The organism is Pseudomonas sp. NFR09 (assembly GCF_900111535.1).
GTDB lineage: Bacteria > Pseudomonadota > Gammaproteobacteria > Pseudomonadales > Pseudomonadaceae > Aquipseudomonas > Aquipseudomonas extremorientalis.
Map to the genome: position 1 here is coordinate 174,810 of NZ_FOIH01000014.1, position 25,964 is coordinate 200,773.

Below are 25,964 nucleotides of genomic sequence, written 5' to 3' on the forward strand. Positions count from 1 at the left end.
CTCATCGGGTGCAGGTCGAATCGTCGCACCGCCTCTCCCACATTGACCGAGTGGTTCAAGTATTTCAGGAGCTTCCAATGGCGAAGAAACCCAACGCTGCCACCTTCATCAAAGACCCGCTCTGGTACAAGGACGCGGTGATCTACCAGGTTCACGTCAAATCCTATTTCGACTCAAACAATGACGGTATCGGCGACTTTCCCGGGCTGATCGCCAAGCTCGACTACATCGCCGACCTCGGCGTCAACACTATCTGGCTATTGCCGTTCTACCCGTCGCCACGCCGCGACGATGGCTACGACATCGCTGAATACCGCGGCGTACACAGTGACTACGGCACCATGGCCGACGCCAAGCGCTTTATCGCCGAGGCGCACAAGCGCGGTCTGCGGGTGATCACCGAGCTGGTGATCAACCACACCTCCGACCAGCACCCCTGGTTCCAGCGTGCGCGCAAGGCCAAGCCCGGTTCGGCGGCGCGGGACTTCTATGTGTGGTCGGATGACGACCAGAAATACGACGGCACGCGCATCATCTTCCTCGACACCGAAAAATCCAACTGGACCTGGGACCCGGTCGCCGGCCAGTACTTCTGGCACCGTTTCTACTCGCACCAGCCCGACCTCAACTTCGACAACCCGCAGGTCATGAAAGCCGTGCTGTCGGTGATGCGTTACTGGCTGGACATGGGCATCGACGGCCTGCGCCTGGACGCGATCCCCTATTTGATCGAACGCGATGGCACCAACAACGAAAACCTGCCTGAGACTCACGACGTGCTCAAGCAGATCCGCGCCGAGATCGACGCCCATTACCCCGATCGCATGCTGCTGGCCGAAGCCAACCAGTGGCCGGAAGACACGCAACTCTACTTCGGTGACAAAAAGGGCGACGACGGCGACGAATGCCACATGGCCTTCCACTTTCCGTTGATGCCGCGAATGTACATGGCCCTGGCCCAGGAAGATCGCTTCCCGATCACCGATATCCTGCGCCAGACTCCGGAAATTCCCGCCAATTGCCAGTGGGCGATCTTCCTGCGCAACCATGATGAGCTGACCCTGGAAATGGTCACCGACAAAGAGCGCGACTACCTGTGGAACTACTACGCCGCCGACCGGCGTGCGCGGATCAACCTGGGCATTCGCCGGCGCCTGGCACCGTTGATGGAGCGCGATCGCCGCCGTGTCGAGTTGCTCAACAGTCTGTTGCTGTCGATGCCGGGCACGCCGACCTTGTACTACGGCGATGAAATCGGCATGGGCGATAACATCTACCTGGGTGACCGCGATGGGGTGCGCACGCCGATGCAGTGGTCCATCGACCGCAACGGCGGTTTCTCCCGCGCCGACCCGGCCAGCCTGGTACTGCCGCCGATCATGGACCCGCAATATGGCTATCAGTCGGTCAATGTGGAGACCCAGGCCCAGGACCCGCATTCGCTACTGAACTGGACCCGGCGCATGTTGGCGGTGCGCAAGCAGTCCAAGGCCTTTGGCCGGGGCAGCCTGAAAATGCTCTCGCCGAGCAACCGGCGCATCCTGGCCTATACCCGCGAATTCACCGGGGAGGACGGGCGCAACGAGATCATTTTGTGCGTGGCCAACGTGTCGCGCAGTGCCCAGGCGGCAGAGCTGGACCTGTCGGCGTTTGCCGGCATGGTGCCGGTGGAAATGCTCGGCGGTAATGCCTTCCCGCCCATCGGCCAGCTGAATTTCCTGCTGACCCTGGCGCCCTACGGCTTCTATTGGTTTGTGCTGGCGCCGGAAAACCAGATGCCCAGCTGGCATGTGGAACCGGCCCAGAGCATGCCCGACTTCACCACACTGGTATTGAAAAAACGCATGGAAGAACTGCTTGAAGAACCTTGCCGAGCGTCCCTGGAACAGACCGCTCTGCCGGCGTGGTTGCCCAAGCGCCGCTGGTTTGCTGGCAAGGACACGGCCATCGACAGCGTGCGCATTGCCTACGGTGCGCGTTTTGGCGACCCGCAGCATCCGGTGTTGCTCAGCGAGGTCGAAGTGACGGCCGCAGGCCAGGTCAGCCGCTACCAGCTACCGTTCGGTTTCCTCGGTGAAGACCAGTTCACCAGTGCCTTGCCCCAACAATTGGCGCTGGCCCGTGTACGTCGGGTGCGCCAGGTCGGGTTGGTGACCGATGCCTTCAGCCTTGAACACTTTATTCGTGCGGTGATCCAGGGCTTGCAAGCGGGCACCGTGCTCGAGACTGGCGACGGTGAGCTGCGCTTTGCGGCCACACCGCACTTGGACAGGTTGCAACTGACGGATGAGTCCGAGGTGCGTTACTTGTCGGCTGAGCAATCCAACAGCTCGGTGGTGGTCGGTGAGAGCCTGGTGCTCAAGCTGATCCGCAAAGTCGCCTCCGGCGTGCACCCGGAACTGGAGATGAGTGCCTATCTGACGGTCGCGGGCTACCCCAATATTTCGCCACTGCTGGGATCGATGGTGCGCCACGACGCCGAGGGGCAGGACAACCTGCTGATGATTGCCCAGGGCTACCTGAGCAACCAGGGCGATGCCTGGAGCTGGACCCAGAACAACCTGGAGCGGGCGATCCGCGACGAACTGGCCGAGGCCATTTCCGAGCAGGAACAACACTACAACGCCCTGGGTGAGCTGGCGGATTTCGCCGGGCTGCTCGGCCAGCGCCTGGGCGAAATGCACCAGGTGCTCGGTGCAAAAACCACCGACAAGGCCTTTAAACCCGAAATCACCACGGCCAAGGACACCCAGGCCTGGGCCAAGGACGTCGGCGCACAACTGGAGCGTGCGCTGCACTTGCTCAAACTTCATCAAAGCCAGTTGAACCCGGCGGATCAAGCGCTGGTCAGTGATTTGCTGGCGCAGAAAAAAGCCATCGCCAGCCATGTGCAGGCTTTGGCGAAAGCCACGGCGGGCGGGTTGCGCATCCGCGTGCATGGTGACTTGCACCTGGGTCAAGTGCTGGTGGTGAAGGGCGATGCTTACCTGATCGACTTCGAAGGGGAGCCGGCGCGGCCATTGCATGAGCGACGTGGCAAGCACAGCCCCTATAAAGATGTGAGCGGCGTATTGCGCTCATTCGACTATGCGGCGGCGATGGCCCTGAATGTTCAAGGGGTGGATCACTCGCCCGAGGCGGACCAGGCGCGTAGACGCGTAACGGAACGTTACCTCAAGGAAGCACGGCAGGCCTTTATCCGGGCTTATCAGGCGGCGACGGCTACACTGGCGCATGACTGGCAGGATGCCAGAGGCCAGGACGCCGCGCTGACGTTGTTCAGCCTGGAGAAGGCCGCGTACGAAGTGGCCTACGAAGCGGAAAACCGCCCGACCTGGTTGCCGGTGCCCCTGCAAGGGTTGCACGGTTTACTGAGCGGGATTGCTTCTATAAAGGAAGCACCTAAATCGAACACTGCACGCGGTGGGGAGACGTCATGAGTTTTACACATAAAGAACCGCTGCAACCGAAACTGACTGCATTGCCGGCGTCCAGGGACGTCGAAGCGCTGGTCCGCGCCGAACACCACGACCCGTTCTCGGTGCTGGGGCCGCACGATGATGAACACGGCGGCCAGTTTATCCGCGCATTCCTGCCCGAGGCCTTGAGTGTGCAAGTGCTGGCACGTGATGGCGGCGAGCAGCTGGGCAGCCTGGACGCGAGCCAGGTGCCGGGCCTGTTTGTCGGCCAGTTCAAGACCCGTCAGCCGTACCTGTTGAAAATCCAGTGGGCCGGTGGCGAACAGATCACCGAAGACCCGTACAGCTTCCAGCAACTGCTGCTGGGTGAAATGGACCTTTACCTGTTTGCCGAAGGCAATCACCGCGACCTCGGCAGTTGCCTGGGCGCCCAGGTGACCAGCGTCGACGGCGTGGCGGGCGTGCGCTTTGCCGTGTGGGCACCGAATGCGCGGCGGGTGTCGGTGGTGGGCGACTTCAATATCTGGGACGGTCGTCGCCATCCGATGCGCTTGCGCCATCCTTCCGGGGTGTGGGAGATCTTTATCCCTCGCCTGCAACCGGGGGCGGCCTACAAGTACGAGATTCTAGGTGCCCATGGGATCCTGCCGCTCAAGGCCGATCCGGTGGCGCTGGCCACCCAGTTGCCGCCCGACACAGCCTCCAAGGTGGCCGAACCGTTGCAAGTGGACTGGCAGGACCAGGCCTGGATGCAATCGCGGGTCGACAAGCAAAAGACCACGGCACCGCTGTCGATCTATGAGCTGCACGTCGGCTCCTGGCAGTGCGAGTTGGACGAGGCAGGCGAAGTGGCCCGCCAATATAACTGGCGTGAACTGGCCGAGCGCCTGATTCCCTACGTGCAGCAATTGGGCTTCACCCACGTCGAGCTGATGCCGATCATGGAGCACCCGTTCGGCGGCTCCTGGGGCTACCAGGCGCTGTCGCAATTTGCGCCGACGGCGCGGTTCGGCTCTCCGCAGGATTTCGCCTACTTCGTCGATGCGCTGCACCAGGCCGATATCGGCGTGATCCTTGACTGGGTGCCGGCGCATTTTCCCACCGATACCCACGGCCTGGCGCAATTCGACGGCACTGCGCTGTACGAATATGCCAACCCGCTGGAAGGCTTCCACCAGGATTGGGACACACTGATCTACAACCTGGGCCGCACCGAGGTACACGGCTTCATGCTGGCTTCGGCGCTGCACTGGCTCAAACACTTCCACATCGACGGGCTGCGCGTGGATGCCGTGGCGTCCATGCTCTACCGCGACTATTCGCGCAAGGCCGGCGAGTGGGTGCCGAACCGCCATGGCGGCCGCGAGAACCTTGAAGCTATCGACTTCCTGCGCCATCTGAACGACGTGGTGGCCCAGGAAGCGCCGGGTGCGCTGGTGATTGCCGAGGAGTCCACCGCCTGGCCGGGCGTGAGCCAGCCGACCCAACAGGGCGGGTTGGGCTTCAACTACAAATGGAACATGGGCTGGATGCATGACTCCCTGCATTACATCCAGCAGGACCCGGTGTACCGTGCCCACCATCACAACGAACTGAGTTTCGGCCTGGTGTATGCCTGGTCCGAGCGGTTCATCCTGCCGATCTCCCACGATGAGGTGGTACACGGCAAGCACTCGCTGATCGACAAGATGCCAGGCGACCGCTGGCAGAAATTCGCCAACCTGCGTGCCTACCTCGCGTTCATGTGGATGCACCCTGGCAAGAAACTGCTGTTCATGGGCTGCGAGTTCGGCCAATGGCGCGAGTGGAACCACGATCAGCAATTGGACTGGTACTTGCTGCAGTATGCCGAACACAAAGGCGTGCAAAAGCTGGTTGGCGACTTGAACCGTCTATACCGCGAAGAGCCGGCGTTGCATGAACAGGACGATGCGCCCCAGGGCTTCCAGTGGCTGATCGGCGATGACGCGATCAACAGCGTCTATGCCTGGCTGCGCTGGAGCAAGGACGGTAAGCCGGTGCTGGTGGTGGCCAATTTCACCCCGGTGCCGCGTGAGGGTTATGCCGTCGGTGTTCCTTTTGCTGGACGCTGGAGCGAAGTGATCAACAGTGACGCCGATATGTACGCAGGTTCCAATTACGGTAACGGGGGCGAGGTATTTACCCAGGAAGAGCCCCGTCATGGGCAAGCGGCGTCACTGTCTTTGAATTTGCCGCCCCTGGGTGTGCTGATTCTGCGTCCGGAACCGCTTTAAAGGCTCTACCGTGCTGGATTCTGTTGTCCACGCTGCTGGCAGGGTGCCACAATGGCGCCTTTGTCGTAGCGGCTGAATCGGGCGAATTTCATGAATGGCCTTGGGCGTGGGCAGGACCAGGATTGCTTTATAGAAGAGCAGGTGCGTACTGATCGTTTGCACCAGCTGTTCCGACAGTCGTTTGCCGCCATCTTCGGCAGCTACCTGGGCGCCATGATGCTCTGCTGGCTCTGCTGGGACCGGTTCGACCACCAGATCATCGTGGTTTGGTTAGTCATGTTGGCAGCCTCGACGTTACTGCGGCTCAAGATGTTCATGGAGTGGTTTCGCTGCCCCAACGCCGAGCGCACCCCGGATCGCTGGGAGCGCCGCTACTGGATCACGCTGATGCTGTCGGCCGGCATCTGGGGCTTCGGCGCGCTGGCGGTGATGCCCACCGATGACCGACTGTCCCAGGCCCTGGTGATGCTGTTTACCGTGGGCATGTCGGTGAGCGCAGTGTCTTGCTATTCGGCGTACCGCTATATGACGCTGGGGTCCATGGGCCTGGTTTTGTTCCCGTGCACCCTCTGGCTGCTGTTCCAGCCTTCGCCGATGCAAGTCGGCGTGGCCATCGCGGTATTGGTGTTTTCCACCTTTGTGGTGAGTGCCACGCGCAAGCTGTCCGATGCCCTGGAAAAGGCCTTTCGCCTGACCCGGCAAATGGAACGTGCCCACAACATCTCCACCCGCGCCGCCCAGACCGATGAACTCACCGGCCTGATGAACCGCCGCGCCTTCTTCGAGCATGCCCAGGTGTTGTATGAACAATGCCGGCACAATCGTCAGCCGCTGTGTGCGCTGATGATGGACATGGACCACTTCAAGGAAATCAACGACACGTACGGCCACCAGGCCGGTGACCAGGTGTTGCGCCAGATTGGCGGAGTGATCAGCGCTTCGTTCCGCCAGGCCGATGTGTACGGGCGCCTGGGGGGGGAAGAGTTCGCGGTGTTGCTGCCCAACACTTCGCTGGAAACCGCACGGGCTATCGCCGAGCAGTTGATCAAGGCGATCTCCGGCCTGTCTTCCACGCCGGTGCATGGCTTGACCGCCAGCCTCGGTGTTGCCTCCACCCATGCCCAGGATCAAGACCTGCACGGCCTGATGAATACGGCCGACAAGGCGCTGTACCGGGCGAAAGCCCTGGGTCGTAATCAAGTGGCCGTGGCAGAGTAAGGTTTCAGGTCTCGCCTAGGGCATCGCCTTGGCCAATGCCCGGGCCACCTGGTCTGCGGAGTAGGGTTTGGCGAGGAACTCGAACCCTTCGTAGCCACTGTCGGCCAGTTCTTCGCTGTAGCCGGAGGTGAGCACCACCGGCAAGTCCGGGCGTCGCTGGCGCAGCACCTTGGCCATGGCCACACCGGTCATGCCGGGCATCACCACATCCGAGAACACCCCATCGAACCCCAGGGCATCGGCACCGGCCAGGGCGAGCGCCTGTTCGGCATCGGTGGCCCAGGTGGTGCGGTAGCCCAGGTCCTGGAGGATCTGGTTGGCGAAACGACCGACTTCCAGGTTGTCCTCTACGATGAGGATATGGCGCGGCGTCGCAGTGTGGACCGGTGCAAGCTCCTCTGGGCGCTGCGCGAGAGGCATCGCGGGTGGGGCCACTTCCGGCAGATACAAGGTAAACACCGTGCCCTGGCCCACGCGGCTGGACACATCGACGTTGCCGCCGGACTGCTTGGCAAACCCGAATACCTGGGACAAGCCCAGGCCAGTGCCTTTGCCCACGGCCTTGGTGGTGAAAAACGGCTCGAAAATGTGCTCGAAGGTGTCTCCCGCAATACCGCTGCCGGTGTCGGTCAGGGAAACGCTCACAAACCCTTCGTGCACCGCTGCGTCGCCGCGAATACGCGGCATTGCATCCACCGTGGCGACACGCAGGACCAGCGTGCCCTGGCCGTCCATGGCATCCCGGGCATTGAGTGCGATATTGATCAGCGCAGTTTCGAACTGGCTGGAGTCGACGCGCACATGGCAAGGGGCATCAGGCAGTTCTACTTGCACGTGGATGCGTGCGCCGGTGACGCTTTCTAGCATCTCGCCGATGTTCTTGACCCGTTGGCCCGCATCGAAGACTTCCGGGTTCAGCGGTTGGCGGCGGGCGAAGGCGAGCAGTTGACTGGTGAGTTTGCTGGCCCGCTCTACGGTATCGGACACCGCGCCCATGTAGCGTTGGCGCCGTTCTTCGGACAACCCCGGCTGACGCAGGAAGTCCACCGAGGAGCGAATGATGGTCAGCAGGTTGTTGAAGTCGTGGGCCACGCCGCCGGTCAATTGGCCGATGGCTTCGAGTTTCTGTGACTGGCGCAGTGCGGCCTCGGCCTGGGTGAGGGCAGCGGTGCGTTCCTGTACCCGTTGTTCCAGGGAGGCGTTCAGCTCGGTGAAGGCTGCCAGGCCTTCGCGTACGGCGGCGTCGGCGCGTACGCGCTCGATATGGGCCCAGGAGCGCTCGGTGACTTCTCCTACCAGCGCCAGGTCATAGGGCGACCAGACTCGGGCCTTTTTGTCATGCACGGCCATCAAGGCGGTGAGGCGGCCGTGCTTGATCAATGGGAAACACACAGTGGCCAACGCGCCCAGCGCCTGATAGCTCGCGGCGTCCTCGGGGGCGAACTCGATGCGATTGTCCTGCACCACCAACGGTTCGCCGGCGCGCAGGCGCTGCACCGCCATTGCGCCGAACGAGGCCAGGCTGTAGTGACCCACGATGCTCGGCGAGCCGGGCGCTGCCCAGTTGCCGCGAATGGTAAAGCCGTCTTCGTCGGTATCCATATCGGCATACGCGCAGTTGGACACCTGCATGTGCTGCGCCAGCAGGCGCGTGGTGGTGGCCATGATGTGTTCGGCATCGGTGGCGGTGGCGACCGCATTGCCGATCGTGTCCAGGGCCGCCAGGCGCTGGGTGAGAAATACGGTGGTGGTGGTTTCGGTGACCGTGTCGAGCATGCCGACGATCTTGCCATCGGGGTCGCGGATCGGGCTGTAGCAGAACGTGAAGTAGGCCTGCTCCGGCCCCGCACCACGCTCAATGACCAGGGGGAAATTCTCGATGTAGGTCGCGTGCCCCTCGAATGCCGCGTCGGCGATCGGGCTGACCTGGTCCCAGACTTCGTGCCAGATTTCGCTGAAAGGGCGGCCCAATGCGTCAGGTTTATCGCCCAGGATCGGAATAAACGCATCGTTGTAGAGCGTGATCAACTGCGGTCCCCAGATGATGGCCTGGGGGAAGCTTGAGGCGAAGCACAGTGCGGCCGTGGTCTTGAGCACATCCGGCCACTGTTCCAGCGGACCCAGGGGCGTACTCGCCCAATCATGCTGGCGAACCCGCTCAGCCATGTCGCTGCTACTCTGCAGCCAATTCATCATTGCAAGAACACCTTGTTTGCCGCGATCTGCGTAACGCCTTGAAGGGAGGGCCTGACAAGCAACAGACCGGAAACCCCGCTGGCAGTTCAGCGGGATTATCGCGGTGATAGCAATTTGATGCACTGTGCATTCGTGGCGATCTGCAAACCGGCTTATTGCGCGCCGAAAACCGCCGTCCAATAAATCCCCGCGTCACTCTTCGGGTCCATCGCATAGGCCGCGCCCAGCTCGCGGAACTGCGGGTTCATCAGGTTGGCGCAATGGCCCGGGCTGGCGAGCCAACCGTCGACCACCTTGCGCGGCGTGTCCAGGCCGGCGGCGATGTTTTCGCCGATGTTCTTCGCGATATACCCGGCCAGTTCCGCACGGTCGCCGGGGGTACGGCCGTCGTGGTCGAGGTGGTCGAAGAAATTGCCGTTGGCCATGTTTCGCGTGTGACTGTTGGCGGCGCCGGCCAGGTCGTCATTCCACGACAAGGGCGTGGTGGCGGTAAACGCCTGGGGGCCGCATTGCCTTGGCTGCGATCGCGCGGCGTTGATCAGGTTGAGCAGTTGCCTGCCTTCGGTCTGCCAATCGCCCAGGCCACTGGTCAGCAGCGGGCGGGCGAGCACGATGCGCCAGTCCTGGCCGCTGTTGCTCACGCCGATATCGACGAATTGCGGGTCCAGCACCACGCGGCAGAAGCTCTCGCGCACGGCCTTCATGGCCGCCTGGGCATCCTTGGGCCCGGACAGGCTGATGGCCTGCACGTTGACCATCGGGTACGCGGCGCGTGCCAGCGCTTGCTGCAAGTCGCCCACATTGGTGGCCGGCAGCACCAGCCGGGTGTCGCTGGCCAGCGGTGGCAGTTCCTGGGAACCCTGGTCGCCGCAACGTTGCACCTGGCTGCGGTATTGGTTGATCTGTTGTACCAACTGACTTTCTTCATTCGCCATCGCGCTGGCGCAGAACACCGTACTGGCGGCCAGCGTCGTGAGACCCATCATCAATGACAGAACGCGCATGGACGTTACCCTTGAGCTTGAAAGTGCCCATGATGCGCGATGTAACCCGGTCTGGCGCAACGCCTTTTTTGTTTTTTTGCCTCAATGGGTGTTCTGGAGGCTGTTACAAGCGCTGAAGCGGCGCCATGCCATCACACCGGCCAGCAGGATCAAACCCAGCGCCACGCTGAACGTTGGATGCAGGCCATAGGCCACGGATTGGGGCAGGGCGCGGGTCACGTCCGGGCTGGCCCAGGCAAACACTGCACCCAGTACGGACGTGCCGACGATCAACACACCACCCGTCAACGTGCAGGCCTGTAAAGCTTTGCCCTGCCACTGACGTTGCCGGGCTTTACCGTGGCGATGCTCTGGCATCCCCGGCAAGATGCCGACCTTGCCCACCGTTGGTCGCGCGGGTGTTTGCGTGAGGTATGCGCCGAACAGGTACAATCAGCGCTGCCTTGACGCTGAACCCCCAGGAATTTGCATGTACAGCCTTACCCGCTACACCACACCGTGCCCCGAGCCGATCAACAGCCAGATCCTGCAATTGGTGGTGGATAACCTCACTGACATCAGCAGCGTAGCGCTGCCGCCGAGCAACCTGCTGTACAACATCTACCAATATGCCACCGGCTTTGAAGTGCACCTGTACCTCGAAGCGCTCAACGGTGCCAAAGGCATTGCGGTCGAGTTGGTGGTGGCGATGGACGGGGACAAGCTGATTGGCTTTTGCCTGTACCTGCCCGTGAAGGATGATCCAGAGGCCTGCGGTGTTGCGTTCATGGCGGTGCAGGTCGGCTATCGGCGCCAGGGTGTGGCCCGCGCAATGATGCGTGACGTGTTGAGCCGTTATCCCCATGCTGAATTGGCCTGTTCGGTGGAGAAGGTGCCCGCCTTTGAGGGCATGGGCTTTCAAGTGCGTGGTGCGCGCGGTACCCAGGTGTTGATGAACACGCGGGACTACGGCACCGATGGCCTGATGGGCGTGCTGGATGTGGCGTCGATCTACCGCTCGCTGGAGGTGCGGCAGATTCATACGTACCTGCTGCAAAAGCATGGCAAGCGCGCCATGGTGGATGCGGAGAAGCAGCGTGACCGGCACCTCGATCAACTGGCGCGCAAGGTGCAGTTGTTTGTTGCCGGGCGTTGAGTGGATCTTTTTTGTGGCAAGCCCGCTCACTACCATGTGGCAATGTGAGCTGTCAGTTGCCGCCGCCGTGTAGGTTGTTGCATCGTCACCCAAAACTTTCTAGACGCGCCCACGATTGACCATCGCCAGGATGGTCGCCAGCAACTCCTGTTGCGCCTCTTCACGGCTGATCTCACCACTGGCCGCTGCCTGGGACAACGCTTCCGCAGCCCCCAGCATTGCCCTTAGACCCGGCTGGGAAATCCGGCCGAAGGGCGACAGCGCATCGCGGCATTTAGCGAGAAAGATTGCCTCGTACTGGCGCTTGAGCGTCTCCAGCTCCGGCGAGCTGCTGAGCGCGGCGATCACCCCCGGAATTTCCCGACCCTGCAACAGCACGCAGTCCACATAGGACGCGGCGATCACCCAGGCACGGTCCTCAAGCGTAGCGCTGCTGGCCTCGATGGCGTCGACAAACACCTGGTTCTGGCGCGCATCGAAGTCTTCATACAGCGCGGTCAACAACCCGGCGCGGGTGACAAAATGGTCGTAAACCACCGGCTTGGTGACGCCCGCCAGTTCCGCCAGGCGGCCGAGGGTCAGGGCGTCGGTGCCTTCATCGCGCACCAGTTGCCAGGCCACATCAAGTAGTTGGCGCAGGCGATCTTCACGGGACAGGCGACGGCGTGGGGCAGGGGATGCAGGGCTTGACATGCTTATATACCAAAAGTAACTTACTGATCGTAACTTAAGCCCAGCCTAACCCTGAAGGGGAGTTTTGTCATGCATGCGTTGATTGTTGTTGCCCATCACGACCCGCAATCCCTCACCCACAGCGTCGCCGCGCAGGTGGCCGTCGGCCTCGGCGCATCCGGCCACACATTCGAGATCGCCGACCTTGCCGCCGAAGGGTTTGACCCGCGCTACAACGCCGCCGACCATGCGGTACACCGCAGCCGCGCCACGCCCCCGGCCGACGTACTGGCCGAACAGGCCCGCCTCGACCGCGCCGACGCGCTGGTGCTGGCGTTCCCGATCTATTGGTGGTCGCTGCCGGGCTTGCTCAAGGGCTGGATCGACCGTGTATTCGTCAACGGCTGGGCCATCGAGTACGGCCCGGATACCCCGATGGTGAAAAAACTGCGGCACCTGCAGGTCCACCTGCTGGCCCTGGGCGCGGCGGATGACGATGCCTTTGATCGGCACGGCTATGCCAAGGCGATGCGCACGCAGATCGACTACGGGATTTTTGATTACTGTGGCGCGCAGGTGGTGACGTCCGAATTGTTGCTGGAGTCGGAAAGCGGTGGGGCGCAGGCGCATCTGGACAAGGCCAGGGCCGTTGGTCGGGGAGTGTTTGAAACCGAGGCGGTTGCCGGTTGATTCAAACGTCGCGAAACAAGTCGTGGGCATCCAGCAGGCGGTAGGCGATTTCCGGACGTTTTTCCATGCCTCGGCGGATCGCGGCCGGGATCGATTGGCGGGTCTTGCGACACATCCCTGGCAAATCGTCGATGACGATCTGGATCCCGCGCATGCTCTTGACCTCGGTATGGCCAGGGGCGATATGCACGCGGATGCCCAGTTGCTGGTACATCAGCTGTTGCATGCGCTCCAGGTCCTGCAGGCTCTTGAGGTCTTCAAGCCGGTCGAGCAGTTTCTTCTCTTCCTGGCGCGTGAGCCGGAGGATGCGCTGGTCGGCACCCGGCGTCTGCAACAGTTGTTCGCGGTCGCAGACGCAGGCGCCGGGTGGGCAGGGTTGGCGAATGGTCATGTGCAGAGCCTCCCCATTCCGACGCCGACGCCTTAATAGCTCAGCTGCACCCCGAGACTGCCCAGGGCCTTCCAGTACTCGGGATAGGTCTTGGCCACGCAATCCGGGTCCTGGATGCGAATACCCGAAACCTTCAGCCCGGCCAGGGCAAAGCACATGGCGATGCGGTGGTCGGCGTGGGTGTCGATCAGCGCGGTGCACGCGGTGCCGGCCAATGCGGGGTCGCTGGCTACCAGCAGGTCGTCGCCTTCGATGGTCGCCAGGCCCGGGCGGATTGCATTGAGGCCGTCATGCAGTGCCTGCACACGGTCGCACTCCTTGACCCGTAGGTTGGCCAACTCGGTGAAACGCACCGGCGTGTTGTTGAAAGCCGCGAGCACCGCCAGGGTCGGGATGGCGTCCTGCATCTGCGAGCCGACCACCGTGGCTTGCATATGCGGGAACTGCGCGATCACGGCCTGGGCCTTGGCGTCCGGTTGGGTGAAATCCTGCGCGGCCACGCCGATGTCGATGCGCCCCCCGGTCAACACTTCAGCGGCCCACAGGTAAGTGGCGGCGGAGGCGTCGGGTTCGATCAGGTAGTCGTGGGCGATGTAGCCGGTCGGGGCCACGCACCAGGTGGTGTCGTCAACGGCTTCAACCTGGGCACCGAAGGCGCGCATGCAGTCCAGGGTCAGGTCGACATAGCCACGGGCACCGATGTCCTTGCCGGTCAGCGCCACTTCAATCGGCGCTTCGCCGCAGGCCGCGAGCATCAGCAGCGCCGACACGTACTGGCTGGACAGGCCGCCGTCGATCTCGAAGCGCTTGGCCTTGATCTTGCCCACGCCATGCACGGTGACCGGCGGGCAACCGGTCGGGCTGTCGACCTGGATGCCGTTCTGGCCGAGGGTCGCCAGCAACGGGCCGATCGGGCGTTTTTGCATGTAGTCGTCGCCGGTCAGCACCACGGTGCCTTCGACCGTGGCCACCGCAGCCGTGAGAAAGCGCATGGCAGTACCGGCATTGCCGAGGAACAGCGGTTGCGACGGCAGGTGCAGTTTGCCGTTGCCGGTGACAACGAAGGTGGTGTCGTCCGGCTCATCGATGGTCACGCCCATTTGGCGCAGGGCCACCGACATATGGCGGGTGTCGTCGCTCTTGAGCGCGCCGCTGAGACGGCTGGTGCCCTTGGCCAAGGCCGCCAGCAACAGGGCGCGGTTGGTAATGGATTTGGAGCCGGGGGGCGCGACCTTGCCATTGAGGGGGAAATTGGGCGGTGTAACGGTCACGGTTTTCTGCGAACTCAAGGGACAGGGCTCCTGATCAAGGCAAGGTGGCACGGAGTGGCCGACGGGCGGACTCGAATAATCGGGCATAGGTACAGTACTTGTCGAGCAGGGAACGCCGCCGGCCGGCATTTTCCGCAGGGTTGTCGATTATCGGGACGCGCTGTAGGTGGATTGCCCTTGGCAGGGTAGGCGTGCGCCCCAACAGGGGGCAGGACAAGCGCGTCCGATCAATGAAATGCAGGAGTTGTGTAACTTTTCATACGCGGCGCCTCGATGGACAAGCCGGGGCGATAGGGTAAGTTCAAAGCGCGTCCCATCCCCGGGGCGTTTTCAATCAAGGAGTGACTGAAATGAACAAACCCCAGACTCAACTCAGACATGGCCGCGTCGTGACCCCGGCCAGCCGTGGCTCGGTGGCTGTTGAACGCGGGCTGCTGGGCAACTGGCAAGTCAACGAAATGGAAGGCGGCAAGAACTTCCCGGCGCTGACTGCCGGGCCGTTCCCCGCACCCTATCAAACCGACGACCAGAGTGTGACGCCGCCGGCCGATGGGCATATCTTGAGCGGCGGCAAAACCGACGAGCGCGATTGCATCAACTACACCGATGAGGAAATGAGCAAAAAGCTCAACACGCCGTTTACCTGGCCACTGCTGAATGTGGAGGCCGGACAAGTCTTCAAGGTGCAGTGGGAATACACCGCCGCCCACGTTACCCGTGGTTACCGCTGGTTCATCACCAGGGATGGCTGGGACCCGAAACAGCGCATCAGTCGCGCTCAATTGGACACCCAGCCGTTCTTCGAGGATTTCTACACCCAGGTGCCGTACTACCAGCATGCCGACGAACTGAAAGCCAAGGTCGAGCATCAGGTGACATTGCCCAAGGGTAAGCAAGGCCGACATGTGGTGGTGCTGATGTGGATCGTGGCCAACACGGGCAACGCGTTCTACCAGGCGTTTGACCTGGACTTCAAATAAACTCCGGTCAACGCTTGCTCAACCAGTAATCATGTAGCGCCCGCGCAGCCGGTTCGATTTCGCTGACCCGCTGTTGATGGGCGTCTACATCCAGGTCGGCCGGCAATTCGAAGTTGTCCTGTTCGGCGCACCAGGAAATCTTCTCCAACTGCGCGGCCTGCTCGGCGGGCAATTCCGGCCAGTTACCGATGGCGGCGCCACGGATGTAGCCAAAGCACCATTCCTCGGCGAGGGTCACGGTGTGGCCCTGGTGTTCGGTATCGTCGAAGCGCGCCTTGAAACCCGTGGCGTCAGTGGCCAGTTGCCCGGCCAGGGTGTTGATATGGCGTACGCACAGTTCGAGGAAACTCTGCGCTTCATCCATGTTGTCCCATTCCGGGTTCTGGCCGCCCCAGATCGCCGGGAACCACTCGGCCACGTCCACCTGCACCGGGCTGGACACCAGCGCGGTGAAGTAGCCGTCGAGTTCGGCCAGGTTCAGCACCGAATGGTCATCGCCGTACTTGAGCAGGGTGTCTTCGATGAACTCGAATTCGGCGGCGGTGAGGGGTTGGGCGTGCATGGGCATATCCTTTAAACGTCGAGCGCCGCTGTCGGGGCGGCCTAAAGCGCGAAGGATGGCGCTTAGTCAGGCTTTTTTCCAGCAGTTTCCATGCGTTGGCACAGCTTGCCCACGCACACCGCGCCGACCACTGCGAGGATGATCGGCACCAGGAAGTCATGGTCGATGCGGGTGAATTCCGCCACCAGCACAATCGCGGTCAGGGGCATGTTCATGCTGGCGGCGAGGAACGCCGCCGCGCCGATGATTGCAAACGCTCCGAGGGGCACACCCGGCCACACCAGGCTCCAGGCGCCGCCGAGGATGATCGCCAGTAACGCGCCATTCGCCAGGCCGGGGGTGAGCAGGCCGCCTTCGGCCCCGGCGCGCAGGCTGCTGGTGGTGATCAGCACCTTGACCACCAGCAACAGTGCGGCCAGGCCGATGCTCAGCTCATTGTCGAAACCCAGTTGCGCCGGGCCTTTGCCGTTGCCGAGAATCTGCGGCAGCAACATTGCCAGCCCGCCGATGACGCTGAAGTTGATCAACGCCAATACCGGCAGGCGCCAGCCTCTGGCGGCGTTCGCCCGCGCAGCGCCGGTGAGGCGGGTGAAACCATAGGCGGCCAATCCAAACACTGGCCCACACACCACGGCCCAGGCGATCAGCACCGGGCTCAGCACAAAATGCGGCACCACGTATTGCGACTCCGCCCCCAGCCCGATCCACGCCACTGCTGCACCAATCGCCGAAGTTGCCAGCGCAATCAGCGCAGCCGGCCAACTGAATGCGCCCACCAGCACTTCCAGTACAAACACCGCGCCGCCCAACGGCACGTTGTACACCGCCGCCAGCCCGGCCCCCGCGCCGCAAGCCACGATCAGGCGGTGCATGGGCGGGTCGAGCCGGGCGCGTCGGGACAGCCAGGTGGCGGCCAGTGCACCGACCTCACGGGGCGCCACTTCACGCCCCAGCGGCGAGCCGAGAGCCACGGTGATGATCTGCAACAGCGCGTGGGCGAGGGTGGTCTTGGGCGGCATGATCGGCATCTGTTCCGACACCGCCCGCTTGATGCTCACCAGCGGGCGGCCGTAGCGATAGAGCGTCCACCAGCCCAACCCGGCAACCAGGCCGCATACCGCCAGCACCCGCAAACGACGCTCCGGCGCGGCGGCGGTCACGCCCCACAGAAAGGTTTCGTGGCTGACCAGGCTGTCGAGACTGTAACCGTACGCCAGGTGCTGAATACCGTGCAGCAGCAGGGCCAGGAGCATCCCGCCCAGGCCCGCGCCAACGCCGGTCAACACGACCACCAGGGCAAGAATCAGCGACGAACGCAACGTGGACGGCATAGACGGCTCCAGGCAAGGGCCCTGATTGTATAGCCGATAAGCCGGGCCTCCGGGATCAAATGTATCGGTGCTGCCTGAACCTTGCGCCCACAACATTCCATTACGTTTGCCCGTCCCGTTTTTGGCCGATGTGCCGTCACACACACTTGTTATAGTTCGGGCCTTATCACTCGCCAGTCAGGGATCACTGCCATGTCCGAATACCAAGCTTTCGTCGTCGAACTCACCGGCAACGTTGCCCATGTGCAGATCAACCGCCCGGAAAAGATCAACGCGATGAACGCCGCGTTCTGGACCGAAATCATCGACATCTTCCAGTGGGTCGAAGACACCGACGCCGTGCGCGCCGTGGTACTCAGCGGCGCTGGCAAGCATTTCTCCTCCGGCATCGACCTGATGATGCTGGCCTCGGTCGCCAATGACTTTGGCAAGGATGTCGGTCGCAACGCCCGCCTGCTGCGGCGCAAGATCCTCGAGCTGCAAGCCTCGTTCAACGCCGTCGACAACTGCCGCAAGCCGGTGCTGGCGGCGATCCAGGGTTATTGCATCGGCGGCGCCATCGACCTGATCAGCGCTTGTGACATGCGCTACGCCGCCGAAGGCGCGCAATTCTCGATCAAGGAAATCGACATCGGCATGGCCGCCGACGTCGGCACCCTGCAGCGTCTGCCGCGCATCATCGGCGACGGCATGCTGCGCGAGCTGGCCTACACCGGTCGCCAGTTCGGCGCCGAGGAGGCGCGCAGCATCGGCCTGGTCAATCGCGTCTACGCCGATCAGGACAGCCTGTTGGCCGGCGTGATGGAGATTGCCCATGAAATCGCCGGCAAATCGCCGATTGCGGTCACCGGCACCAAGGCCATGATCAGCTACATGCGTGACCATACAGTCAATGACGGCCTGGAATACGTTGCCACCTGGAACTCGGCTATGTTGCAATCCAACGACCTGCGCGTGGCCATCGCGGCCCATATGAGCAAGCAGAAACCCGAATTCGTGGATTGACTGACATGACCCCAGGCTGGATTACCACAACGCTGCTGGACAACGACGCCCCTGGCGGCTGGGCCGTCGCCCGCAGCCGCGACGGCTTTTTGCACGACACCAATGGCCCGCTGTTCCCGAGGGAATGGCTCAAGCGCCAGGACCTGTCGGTGTTCGCCGAGCATGGCATCGGACACCTCGATGGCGAGCCGGTGTACCTGCTGGAGCTCGAGTCGGCGGCTGAAGTGCCGGGCTGCAGTTGGCAGGGCCTGCGCGGCTTCATGCTGCAAGGCGATCACACCTTGTACAAAGTGCTGGGCTATGCGGCGCAGATCGGTACCTGGGCACGGGAGCACAGGTTCTGTGGCAGTTGCGGCCAGGCCATGGTCCAGGTGCCACGGGAACGCGCGATGTACTGCCAGGCCTGCGACCTGCGCAGCTATCCGCGGATCTCGCCGAGCATGATCGTGCTGGTGACCCGTGGCGACGAGATCCTACTGGCGCGTTCGCCACGCTTTGTCACGGGGGTCTACAGCACCCTGGCGGGGTTTGCCGAGCCGGGTGAGTCGGCCGAAGACTGCCTGGTCCGCGAGGTCCGCGAAGAGGTGCAGGTGGAGGTCAAGAACATCCAGTACATGGGCAGCCAGTGCTGGCCGTTCCCGCACTCGATGATGCTGGGCTTCCATGCCGAATACGCCGGTGGCGACATCGTGCCCCAGGCCGATGAGATCGAGGACGCGCAGTGGTTCAACATCCATGACCTGCCGCCATTGCCGGCGTCACGCTCGATTGCGCGTTACCTGATCGACCTGTACCTGGCCCGACGACTAGGCCACGCTGAACCAGTGTTGCCAGGCTAGGCGCACTGTCAGGCCGAGGACCACGGTGATAAACACCGGGCGAATGAATTTGGCGCCGCCGCTGATCGCGCTGCGTGCGCCAAAGAACGCGCCACACATCACCGAAACGCCCATGGCCAGGCCGACGATCCAGTCCACCGAACCATTGACGATGAACACCGTCAGCGCCGCTGCGTTGCTGACAAAGTTCATGCTGCGCGCCACGCCGCTGGCCTTGACCAGGTCGATGGGGTGCAACAGCATCGTGCTCACCGTCCAGAACGCCCCGGTGCCCGGGCCTGCCACGCCATCGTAGAAGCCCAGGCCGAAGCCCTGGGTGGCTTGCCATTTCTTCTTGATCGGCGCGTCGGCATCCAGCGGCGCCTTGGGCGTGCCGCCGAACAGCAGATACACGCCACAGGCGAACACAATCACTGGCAGCATCTTGTTCAGGGTTTCGGCCGGTAAATAATGGGCGACCACGGCGCCACTCAGTGCGCCGACCAGCGTACCGACGATGGCGTGCACCCACTGGCGCGGGTGGAACAGTTTGCGGCGATAGAAGGTGAAACTGGCGGTGGCCGAGCCGAAGGTGGAACTGAGCTTGTTGGTGCCCAATACCAAATGCGGTGGCATGCCGGCGGTGAGCAGGGCGGGTGTGGTCAGCAGGCCGCCGCCACCGGCAATGGCGTCGATAAAACCTGCGATGAAGGCAACCACCGCCAGGATGGCGAGGGTGGTGAGGTCTACGCTGAGTTCGAAGGGCATGGGCAGGGCTTATTCTTGGCAGGGCGCTATGCGAAAGGCCGCCATCTTACTCGCGGGGAGTCTGCAAATCCAAATGTGGGAGGGGGCTTGCCCCCGATTGCGGTGTTCCAGCTAACTCATCTGTAGCTGATCCACCGCTATCGGGGGCAAGCCCCCTCCCACATTGTTACTGCGTCGACTTACGATCGATGTGTTTCGATCCACTCCAACGCCGTGCGCCAGATACAAATCCCGAGGAAATACGCCGACATCACCGACCACAACCCAAACGTCCACGGGTTGGTATTCGGGTAATCCACCACCATCAAGAAGCTGCACAGCAACCAGATCGTGGTCACCGCGATGTTGATCGGCATGAACCGCTTCACCCGGAACGGGTGCAGGAACTTCATCGGCGTCACGGTCAGCAGCGCCAGGCCAATCACGGTGAGCAAGGTGACCCAGGCTTCCGGCTGGATGATATACACGCACAGCGCCACCACGTTCCAGGCGGCGGGGAAGCCGACGAAGTAGTTGTCCTTGCTCTTCATGTTGACGTTGCAGAAGCAGAACAGCGACGACACCAGGATCACCGACACCGTGAACAGGTGGGTAAAGTCCGGCAGGTCGATATAGCGGTAGATAAACAGTGCGGGAATGAACACATAGGTGAGGTAATCGATCACCAGGTCCAGCACCGAGCCGTCAAAGCTTGGCAATACCGTGCTGACATTCACCCGGCGCGCGAGCGAGCCATCGACCCCGTCCACCACCAATGCCAGGCCAAGCCACAGCAGGCATGCCTTCGGCGAGTTTTCCAGCAGCGCCAGGGTGGCCAGGAAGGCCAATACCACACCGGTGGCGGTGAAGCCGTGGGCGCCCCAGGCTTTGAGTCTGGCTACATGCAGGGTCGATATCACGGGCGGTTCTCCAAAAGGTGAAACGGGGCAGCCGACAACGTGACGCCGTCGAGTCTGGCCGGGGAATGCAGGTATCGACCGGGAAGGGGGTAAGAAGGTTCACCACCCCGGTGTATCACTTAGCGTAGCAAGCGTAAGACATTTCGGCATCAACCCTGGCGGAACACCAGTGCCTTCAGGCCACTTTGCGGGTCGATATCCGGAAACTCCGGCGGGTTTGCCAGGCGCTCCACAAAGTTCAGGCCCGGCGCTTCGCGGGTCACGCCGTCGATCAGGAAGTCTTCGCCGAAGGCCGGGTCGTTCATGCAGGCCAGCACGGTGCCCTGTGGCGTGAGTAAATCCGGCAGCCGGCGCAGCACACGTTGGTAGTCCTTGGTCAGCAGAAAGCTGCCTTTCTGGAACGAGGGCGGGTCGATGATCACCAGGTCGTAGGGGCCGCTGTTGGTAACCTTGGCCCAGGACTTGAACAGGTCATGGCCCAGGAAACTCACCTTGCTCAGGTCATGACCGTTGAGACGATGGTTGTCGCGGCCACGGCTCAAGGCGCCGCGGGCCATGTCCAGGTTCACCACATGCTCGGCGCCGCCTTCGATGGCCGCCACGGAAAACCCGCAGGTGTAGGCAAACAGGTTGAGCACACGCATGCCCCTGGCCTGTTCGCGCACCCAGTTGCGGCCATGACGCATGTCGAGGAACAGCCCGCTATTCTGTTTCTTGCCCAGGTCGATCAGGTAGCGCAGGCCGCCTTCGACGATGATCTGCTCTTCGACGGGCTCACCTACCAGCCATTCGGTGGTGCTTTGCGGCAGGTAGCGGTGTTGCAGGGCCACGGTATAACGGCCGAACTGGCTGCGCAGCAGCTGTTTCAGGGCGTCCAGTTGTGCCGCGTCGGGCTCCTTGAACAACGACACCAGCAATACGCCTTGCAACCAGTCCACCGTCAGTTGCTCCAGGCCCGGCCAGCAACGACCACGGCCGTGGAACAGGCGGCGGGTTTCGCTCGGCGGAGTCTGCAGGGCAGCGAGCAAATGAGCGTGCAGGGTGGCGAGTGCTTCTGGGTTCATCGTTAAACGTCATTGATTGAGCGGGCGGCATTTTAAACACAGTTGCAGGGTTGCGGGTGGCTTGAGCACAACGTGCTGCAAAAAAGTGAGTTGGCAGTGATTCATGCTCAAAATGCTGAAATCAGCGCTTGAGAACAGGCAAAAAATCCTTCGGTGCCGACATAAACTGGAAAAAAAGCCTGGAGGTGCCCATGAACGGTTTCACGACAGCGGTGATTGACCAGCAAGAGCTGGATGAATGGCGCGACGCCCTCGCCTCACTGGTGGCGAACGCCGGCCCGGCACGGGCGCGGCAGATCCTCGATGTGCTGGCCCAGGATGCCAGTGCCCCGCACATTGACTGGAAACCGCGCCACGGCACGCCCTACGTCAATAGCATCAGCGTCGAGCAGCAGCCGGCGTTTCCGGGCGATCTCGCCACCGAAGAACGCCTGGCTTCACTGGTGCGCTGGAACGCCCTGGCCATGGTGGTGCGCGCCAACCAGGCCTATGGCGAACTCGGCGGGCATATCGCCAGTTACGCCAGCGCGGCAGACTTGTTCGAGGTGGGTTTCAACCATTTCTTCCGTGCCCGCAGCGACAGCTTTGGCGGTGACCTGGTGTTCTATCAGCCGCATTCCGCGCCTGGCATTTATGCGCGGGCGTTCCTTGAAGGCCGCTTGAGTGAAGCCGACCTGGCCCACTATCGCCAGGAGATCGGCGGGCCCAAGGGAGGCGCACGCGGCCTGTCCAGCTATCCCCACCCCTGGCTGATGCCGGATTTCTGGCAGTTCCCCACCGGTTCCATGGGGATCGGCCCCATCAGTTCGATTTTCCAGGCGCGCTTCATGCGCTACTTGCAGCATCGCGGCTTGCTGGACACCACTGACCGCCACGTCTGGGGCGTGTTTGGCGACGGCGAGATGGACGAGCCGGAAAGCATGTCCGCCTTGACCCTGGCCGCCCGTGAAGGCCTGGACAACCTCACCTGGGTGGTCAATTGCAACCTGCAACGCCTCGACGGCCCGGTGCGCGGCAACGGGCGCATCATCGATGAACTGGAAGCCTTGTTTGCCGGCGCCGGTTGGAACGTGATCAAAGTGGTGTGGGGCTCGGACTGGGATGCGTTGTTGGCCAAGGATGCCGACGGTTCGCTGGTCAACACCTTGTCCAGTACGGTTGACGGCCAATTCCAGACCTTTGCCGCCAAGGACGGCGCCTACAACCGCGAACACTTCTTTGGCCAGAGTGAATCCCTGGCCCGGCTGGTCGAGGGCCTGAGCGACGAACAGATAGACCGCCTCAAGCGTGGCGGCCACGACATGGTCAAGATTCACGCGGCCTACCACGCGGCGCGGCAGGTCAAGGGCAAGCCCACGGTGATCCTGGCCCAGACCAAAAAGGGCTTCGGCATGGGCGAAGCCGGGCAGGGCAAGATGACCACCCACCAGCAGAAGAAACTCGACCGCGATGCGCTGATCGCCTTCCGCAATCGCTTCCAGTTGCCGCTGACCGATGAGCAGACCGAGTCCCTGAGCTTCTTCAAACCGGCAGACGACAGCGTCGAACTGCGCTACCTGCACCAGCGGCGCAATGCGTTGGGCGGCTACGTGCCCAGTCGCAGCCAGGCCGCCGCGCCTGTCGCCGTGCCGGCGGTATCGGGCTACGCCGGTTTTGCCACGGCCGCCGACGGCAAGGAAATGTCCACCACCATGGCATTCGTGCGCATGCTCACCAACCTGCTCAAGGACAAAGCCCTGGGCCCGCGCATCGTGCCCATCGTCGCCGATGAAGCGCGCACCTTCGGCATGGCCAACCTGTTCAAGCAGATCGGCATCTATTCCAGCGTCGGCCAGCGCTACGAGCCGGAAGACATCGGCTCGATCCTCAGCTACCGCGAAGCCACCGATGGGCAGATCCTGGAGGAGGGCATCAGCGAAGCCAGCGCCATCAGCTCCTGGGTTGCCGCGGCCACCAGTTATTCAGTCCATGGCCTGCGCATGTTGCCGTTCTACATCTATTACTCGATGTTCGGCTTCCAGCGCGTCGGCGACCTGATCTGGGCCGCGGCCGACCAGCGCGCCCGTGGCTTCCTGCTCGGCGCCACGGCCGGGCGCACCACCCTCGGTGGCGAGGGCTTGCAGCACCAGGATGGCAGCAGCCACCTCACGGCGGCCACCGTGCCCAACTGCCGCGCCTACGACCCGGCGTTTGCCGGTGAATTCGCGGTGATCCTCGACCACGGTATGCGCCAGATGCTGGAGCACGATGTGGACGAGTTCTACTACGTGACCCTGATGAACGAAAACTACCCGCAGCCGAGCCTCCCGGAAGGCGTGGAGACGGCGATCATCAAGGGCATGTATCGCTTGCAAGGTACGGTCGATGCCAAGGTGCGCCTGTTGGGTTCCGGCACGCTGGTGCGCGAGGCGCAAGCGGCGGCGCAGTTGCTGGCGCAGGATTGGCAGGTGGCGAGCGAGGTGTTCAGCGTGACCAGTTTCAGCGAACTGGCGCGGGAAGCGCGGGAGGTGGAACGCTGGAATCGCTTGCATCCGCAGCAGAAGGCACGTGTCAGCCACTTGGCTGAATGCTTGCCCAAGGGCGCGCCGGTGGTGGCTGTGTCCGACTACGTGCGGGCTGTGCCGCAGATGATCGGTTCATATCTGGATTCCAGCTACACCGTGCTCGGTACTGACGGATTCGGGCGCAGTGATACACGGGCGGCGTTGCGCGATTTCTTTGAGGTGGATCGCCATCATCTCGTGCTGGCAGCGTTGACGGCGTTGGTGGAGCAGGGGCATCTGCAAGCGCGGGTGTGCCAGGAGGCTATCGAGCGTTACAACGTGCAGACTGAGCGCGGAGCCTCCTGGAACGGCTGAGTTAAAAGCTGGCTATCAGTGGAGGCCCAAAAGCCTCCCTGATAAACCCCGGCGCGATATACCGCTCGTAATGCGCCTCGGACAACAGGAAAAACTCCCGGTCAATCGCATCGCGCAGATCCGCCAGGCTGCGCTCGCGAAACTCCGGCAGCAACCCCAACCCATACGCCTCCAGTCTGGAAATCACTCTAGCCCCCCGCGCAATCAGCTGGTACGCCCAGCAATAGGGCGATTGGTGCGGCACAAAGCGGATCTTGCGATTCTCCAGTTGCTGGCGCAGCAGGTGCGCGTCGAGCACCTGCAGCTTGCTGGCCATTACCTGCACCAGCAGTTGCTCCAGGCGCAGCCACACCGCCTGTTTTTCCTCGGCGTTGTAGCCGTTCCACTGGATCACTTCGTGGTGATAGCGTTTGCAGCCGCGGCAGACCAGGTCTCCGTAGACGGTGGAACACAGGCCGACGCAAGGGGTCTTGATGGTTTGATTGGGCATAAGAAGGCAATTTGCAAAGATTTATCGCGCACCGCAACCGATGTGGGAGGGGGCTTGCCCCCGATTGCGGTGCATCAGTCACTGAAGCTTGAGCTGAACGAACGTCATCGGGGGCAAGCCCCCTCCCACATGTGGAGTCAGTCCCAGCTCAGCGCGCCGCCAGTCTGGTACTCGATCACACGGGTCTCGAAGAAGTTTTTCTCTTTCTTCAAGTCCATGATCTCGCTCATCCACGGGAACGGATTCGTCGTCCCTGGATACTCTTCCTTCAACCCAATCTGCGACAAACGACGGTTAGCGATGAACTTGAGGTAATCCTCCATCATCGCCGCATTCATGCCCAACACCCCACGCGGCATGGTGTCACGCGCGTATTCGATCTCCAGCTGCGTCCCCTGCAGGATCATCTGGGTCGCTTCTTCCTTCATCTCGGCATCCCACAGGTGTGGGTTTTCGATTTTGATCTGGTTGATCACATCGATACCGAAGTTCAGGTGCATCGACTCGTCACGCAGGATGTACTGGAACTGCTCGGCCACACCGGTCATTTTGTTGCGACGGCCCATGGACAGGATCTGGGTGAAGCCGCAGTAGAAGAAGATGCCTTCCAGGACGCAGTAGTAAGCGACCAGGTTGCGCAGCAGTTCCTTGTCGGTTTCGACGGTGCCGGTTTCGAACTTCGGATCGGAGATCGAGCGGGTGTACTTCAGGCCCCAGGCGGCCTTTTTGGCGACCGATGGGATCTCGTGGTACATGTTGAAGATCTCGCCTTCATCCATGGCCAACGATTCGATGCAGTACTGGTAGGCGTGGGTGTGGATCGCTTCTTCGAAGGCCTGGCGCAGGATGTACTGGCGGCACTCCGGGTTGGTGATCAGGCGGTACACGGCCAGCACCAGGTTGTTGGCGACCAGGGAGTCGGCGGTGGAGAAGAAGCC

General features: G+C 62.3%; 21 protein-coding genes and 1 pseudogene. 10 read left to right on the top strand and 12 right to left on the bottom strand.

Annotated elements, in window-relative coordinates:
- The first annotated feature begins 77 nt into the window (after nucleotides 1-77).
- From treS to BMX59_RS26685, 3 genes are all read left to right on the top strand, one after another.
- A complete protein-coding gene (treS, locus tag BMX59_RS26675; protein WP_093127695.1) occupies nucleotides 78-3,440 on the top strand; it encodes a maltose alpha-D-glucosyltransferase in 3,363 nt (1,120 codons plus the stop codon).
- The gene (glgB, locus tag BMX59_RS26680) at nucleotides 3,437-5,674 is read left to right on the top strand and encodes a 1,4-alpha-glucan branching protein GlgB (protein WP_093127697.1); all 2,238 of its coding nucleotides are present in this window, start codon (nucleotides 3,437-3,439) and stop codon (nucleotides 5,672-5,674) included. The genes treS and glgB overlap by 4 nt, the downstream gene beginning before the upstream one ends.
- Nucleotides 5,675-5,764: 90 nt before the next feature.
- Entirely contained in the window at nucleotides 5,765-6,892 is a 1,128-nt protein-coding gene (locus BMX59_RS26685) for a GGDEF domain-containing protein (RefSeq protein ID WP_093127700.1), read from the top strand.
- Between the two features lie 15 nt (nucleotides 6,893-6,907).
- Here BMX59_RS26685 and BMX59_RS26690 read toward each other — a convergent pair whose 3' ends face one another.
- Together BMX59_RS26690 and BMX59_RS26695 are read right to left on the bottom strand one after the other, a co-directional pair.
- Nucleotides 6,908-9,088, bottom strand: coding sequence for a GAF domain-containing protein (locus BMX59_RS26690; protein WP_093127706.1), 2,181 nt, complete (start codon nucleotides 9,086-9,088; stop codon nucleotides 6,908-6,910).
- A gap of 152 nt (nucleotides 9,089-9,240) precedes the next feature.
- Nucleotides 9,241-10,092, bottom strand: a complete 852-nt coding sequence (locus BMX59_RS26695; RefSeq protein ID WP_092249097.1) for a CAP domain-containing protein — start codon at nucleotides 10,090-10,092, stop codon at nucleotides 9,241-9,243.
- 276 nt (nucleotides 10,093-10,368) lie between these two features.
- Here BMX59_RS26695 and BMX59_RS30915 point away from each other — a divergent pair.
- Both BMX59_RS30915 and BMX59_RS26710 read left to right on the top strand, forming a co-directional pair.
- Nucleotides 10,369-10,539, top strand: a pseudogene (locus BMX59_RS30915) (LysR family transcriptional regulator); the annotation flags it as partial.
- Nucleotides 10,540-10,561: 22 nt separating this feature from the next.
- Entirely contained in the window at nucleotides 10,562-11,227 is a 666-nt protein-coding gene (locus tag BMX59_RS26710; RefSeq protein ID WP_071490574.1) for a GNAT family N-acetyltransferase, read from the top strand.
- 99 nt (nucleotides 11,228-11,326) lie between these two features.
- On the opposite strand, the gene BMX59_RS26715 is transcribed toward BMX59_RS26710, so the two are convergent.
- On the bottom strand, nucleotides 11,327-11,920 hold the full coding sequence (locus BMX59_RS26715; RefSeq protein WP_093127712.1) for a TetR/AcrR family transcriptional regulator: 594 nt from the start codon (nucleotides 11,918-11,920) through the stop codon (nucleotides 11,327-11,329).
- Nucleotides 11,921-11,989: 69 nt separating this feature from the next.
- Here BMX59_RS26715 and BMX59_RS26720 point away from each other — a divergent pair, with 69 nt between their 5' ends.
- Nucleotides 11,990-12,589 (top strand): NAD(P)H-dependent oxidoreductase, encoded by a 600-nt coding sequence (locus BMX59_RS26720; protein WP_093127716.1) that lies wholly within the window; start codon nucleotides 11,990-11,992, stop codon nucleotides 12,587-12,589.
- 1 nt (nucleotide 12,590) lies between these two features.
- Here the strand turns inward: BMX59_RS26720 and BMX59_RS26725 are convergent, their stop codons facing one another.
- The gene (locus BMX59_RS26725; protein ID WP_093127721.1) at nucleotides 12,591-12,980 is read right to left on the bottom strand and encodes a hypothetical protein; all 390 of its coding nucleotides are present in this window, start codon (nucleotides 12,978-12,980) and stop codon (nucleotides 12,591-12,593) included.
- A 32-nt stretch (nucleotides 12,981-13,012) separates the two neighbouring features.
- Entirely contained in the window at nucleotides 13,013-14,269 is a 1,257-nt protein-coding gene (locus BMX59_RS26730; protein WP_093127724.1) for a 3-phosphoshikimate 1-carboxyvinyltransferase, read from the bottom strand.
- A 332-nt stretch (nucleotides 14,270-14,601) separates the two neighbouring features.
- On the opposite strand from BMX59_RS26730, the gene BMX59_RS26735 reads away from it, so the two are divergent.
- The gene (locus BMX59_RS26735) at nucleotides 14,602-15,231 is read left to right on the top strand and encodes a lytic polysaccharide monooxygenase auxiliary activity family 9 protein (RefSeq protein WP_092249112.1); all 630 of its coding nucleotides are present in this window, start codon (nucleotides 14,602-14,604) and stop codon (nucleotides 15,229-15,231) included.
- Between the two features lie 7 nt (nucleotides 15,232-15,238).
- On the opposite strand, the gene BMX59_RS26740 is transcribed toward BMX59_RS26735, so the two are convergent.
- Nucleotides 15,239-15,793 carry a UPF0149 family protein gene (locus BMX59_RS26740; protein ID WP_092249115.1) on the bottom strand — a complete coding sequence of 185 codons (555 nt, stop codon included), beginning with the start codon at nucleotides 15,791-15,793 and terminating at the stop codon, nucleotides 15,239-15,241.
- A gap of 62 nt (nucleotides 15,794-15,855) precedes the next feature.
- The gene (locus BMX59_RS26745) at nucleotides 15,856-17,124 is read right to left on the bottom strand and encodes a chloride channel protein (protein ID WP_093127730.1); all 1,269 of its coding nucleotides are present in this window, start codon (nucleotides 17,122-17,124) and stop codon (nucleotides 15,856-15,858) included.
- A gap of 192 nt (nucleotides 17,125-17,316) precedes the next feature.
- Here BMX59_RS26745 and BMX59_RS26750 point away from each other — a divergent pair, with 192 nt between their 5' ends.
- Both BMX59_RS26750 and nudC read left to right on the top strand, forming a co-directional pair.
- Nucleotides 17,317-18,129, top strand: coding sequence for a crotonase/enoyl-CoA hydratase family protein (locus tag BMX59_RS26750; protein ID WP_093127734.1), 813 nt, complete (start codon nucleotides 17,317-17,319; stop codon nucleotides 18,127-18,129).
- A gap of 5 nt (nucleotides 18,130-18,134) precedes the next feature.
- Nucleotides 18,135-18,968, top strand: coding sequence for an NAD(+) diphosphatase (gene nudC / locus BMX59_RS26755; protein ID WP_093127737.1), 834 nt, complete (start codon nucleotides 18,135-18,137; stop codon nucleotides 18,966-18,968).
- On the opposite strand, the gene BMX59_RS26760 is transcribed toward nudC, so the two are convergent.
- The 3 genes from BMX59_RS26760 to BMX59_RS26770 form a co-directional block, all read right to left on the bottom strand.
- Nucleotides 18,936-19,715, bottom strand: a complete 780-nt coding sequence (locus BMX59_RS26760; RefSeq protein WP_093127740.1) for a TSUP family transporter — start codon at nucleotides 19,713-19,715, stop codon at nucleotides 18,936-18,938. The two genes, nudC and BMX59_RS26760, sit on opposite strands and share 33 nt — an antisense overlap.
- Before the next feature lie 179 nt (nucleotides 19,716-19,894).
- Nucleotides 19,895-20,614 carry a phosphatidylcholine synthase gene (gene pcsA / locus BMX59_RS26765; protein WP_058427603.1) on the bottom strand — a complete coding sequence of 240 codons (720 nt, stop codon included), beginning with the start codon at nucleotides 20,612-20,614 and terminating at the stop codon, nucleotides 19,895-19,897.
- Nucleotides 20,615-20,763: 149 nt separating this feature from the next.
- Nucleotides 20,764-21,678: a class I SAM-dependent methyltransferase gene (locus BMX59_RS26770; RefSeq protein WP_092249130.1), complete on the bottom strand. Its 915-nt coding sequence runs from the start codon at nucleotides 21,676-21,678 to the stop codon at nucleotides 20,764-20,766.
- A gap of 191 nt (nucleotides 21,679-21,869) precedes the next feature.
- Between BMX59_RS26770 and mdeB the strand changes: the two genes are divergently transcribed.
- The gene (gene mdeB / locus BMX59_RS26775) at nucleotides 21,870-24,536 is read left to right on the top strand and encodes an alpha-ketoglutarate dehydrogenase (RefSeq protein ID WP_093127743.1); all 2,667 of its coding nucleotides are present in this window, start codon (nucleotides 21,870-21,872) and stop codon (nucleotides 24,534-24,536) included.
- 1 nt (nucleotide 24,537) lies between these two features.
- Here mdeB and BMX59_RS26780 read toward each other — a convergent pair whose 3' ends face one another.
- The gene (locus BMX59_RS26780) at nucleotides 24,538-25,026 is read right to left on the bottom strand and encodes a DUF1289 domain-containing protein (RefSeq protein WP_093127747.1); all 489 of its coding nucleotides are present in this window, start codon (nucleotides 25,024-25,026) and stop codon (nucleotides 24,538-24,540) included.
- A gap of 137 nt (nucleotides 25,027-25,163) precedes the next feature.
- A partial coding sequence (locus BMX59_RS26785) for a ribonucleotide-diphosphate reductase subunit beta (protein WP_139212935.1) occupies nucleotides 25,164-25,964 on the bottom strand: 801 nt, incomplete at its 5' end.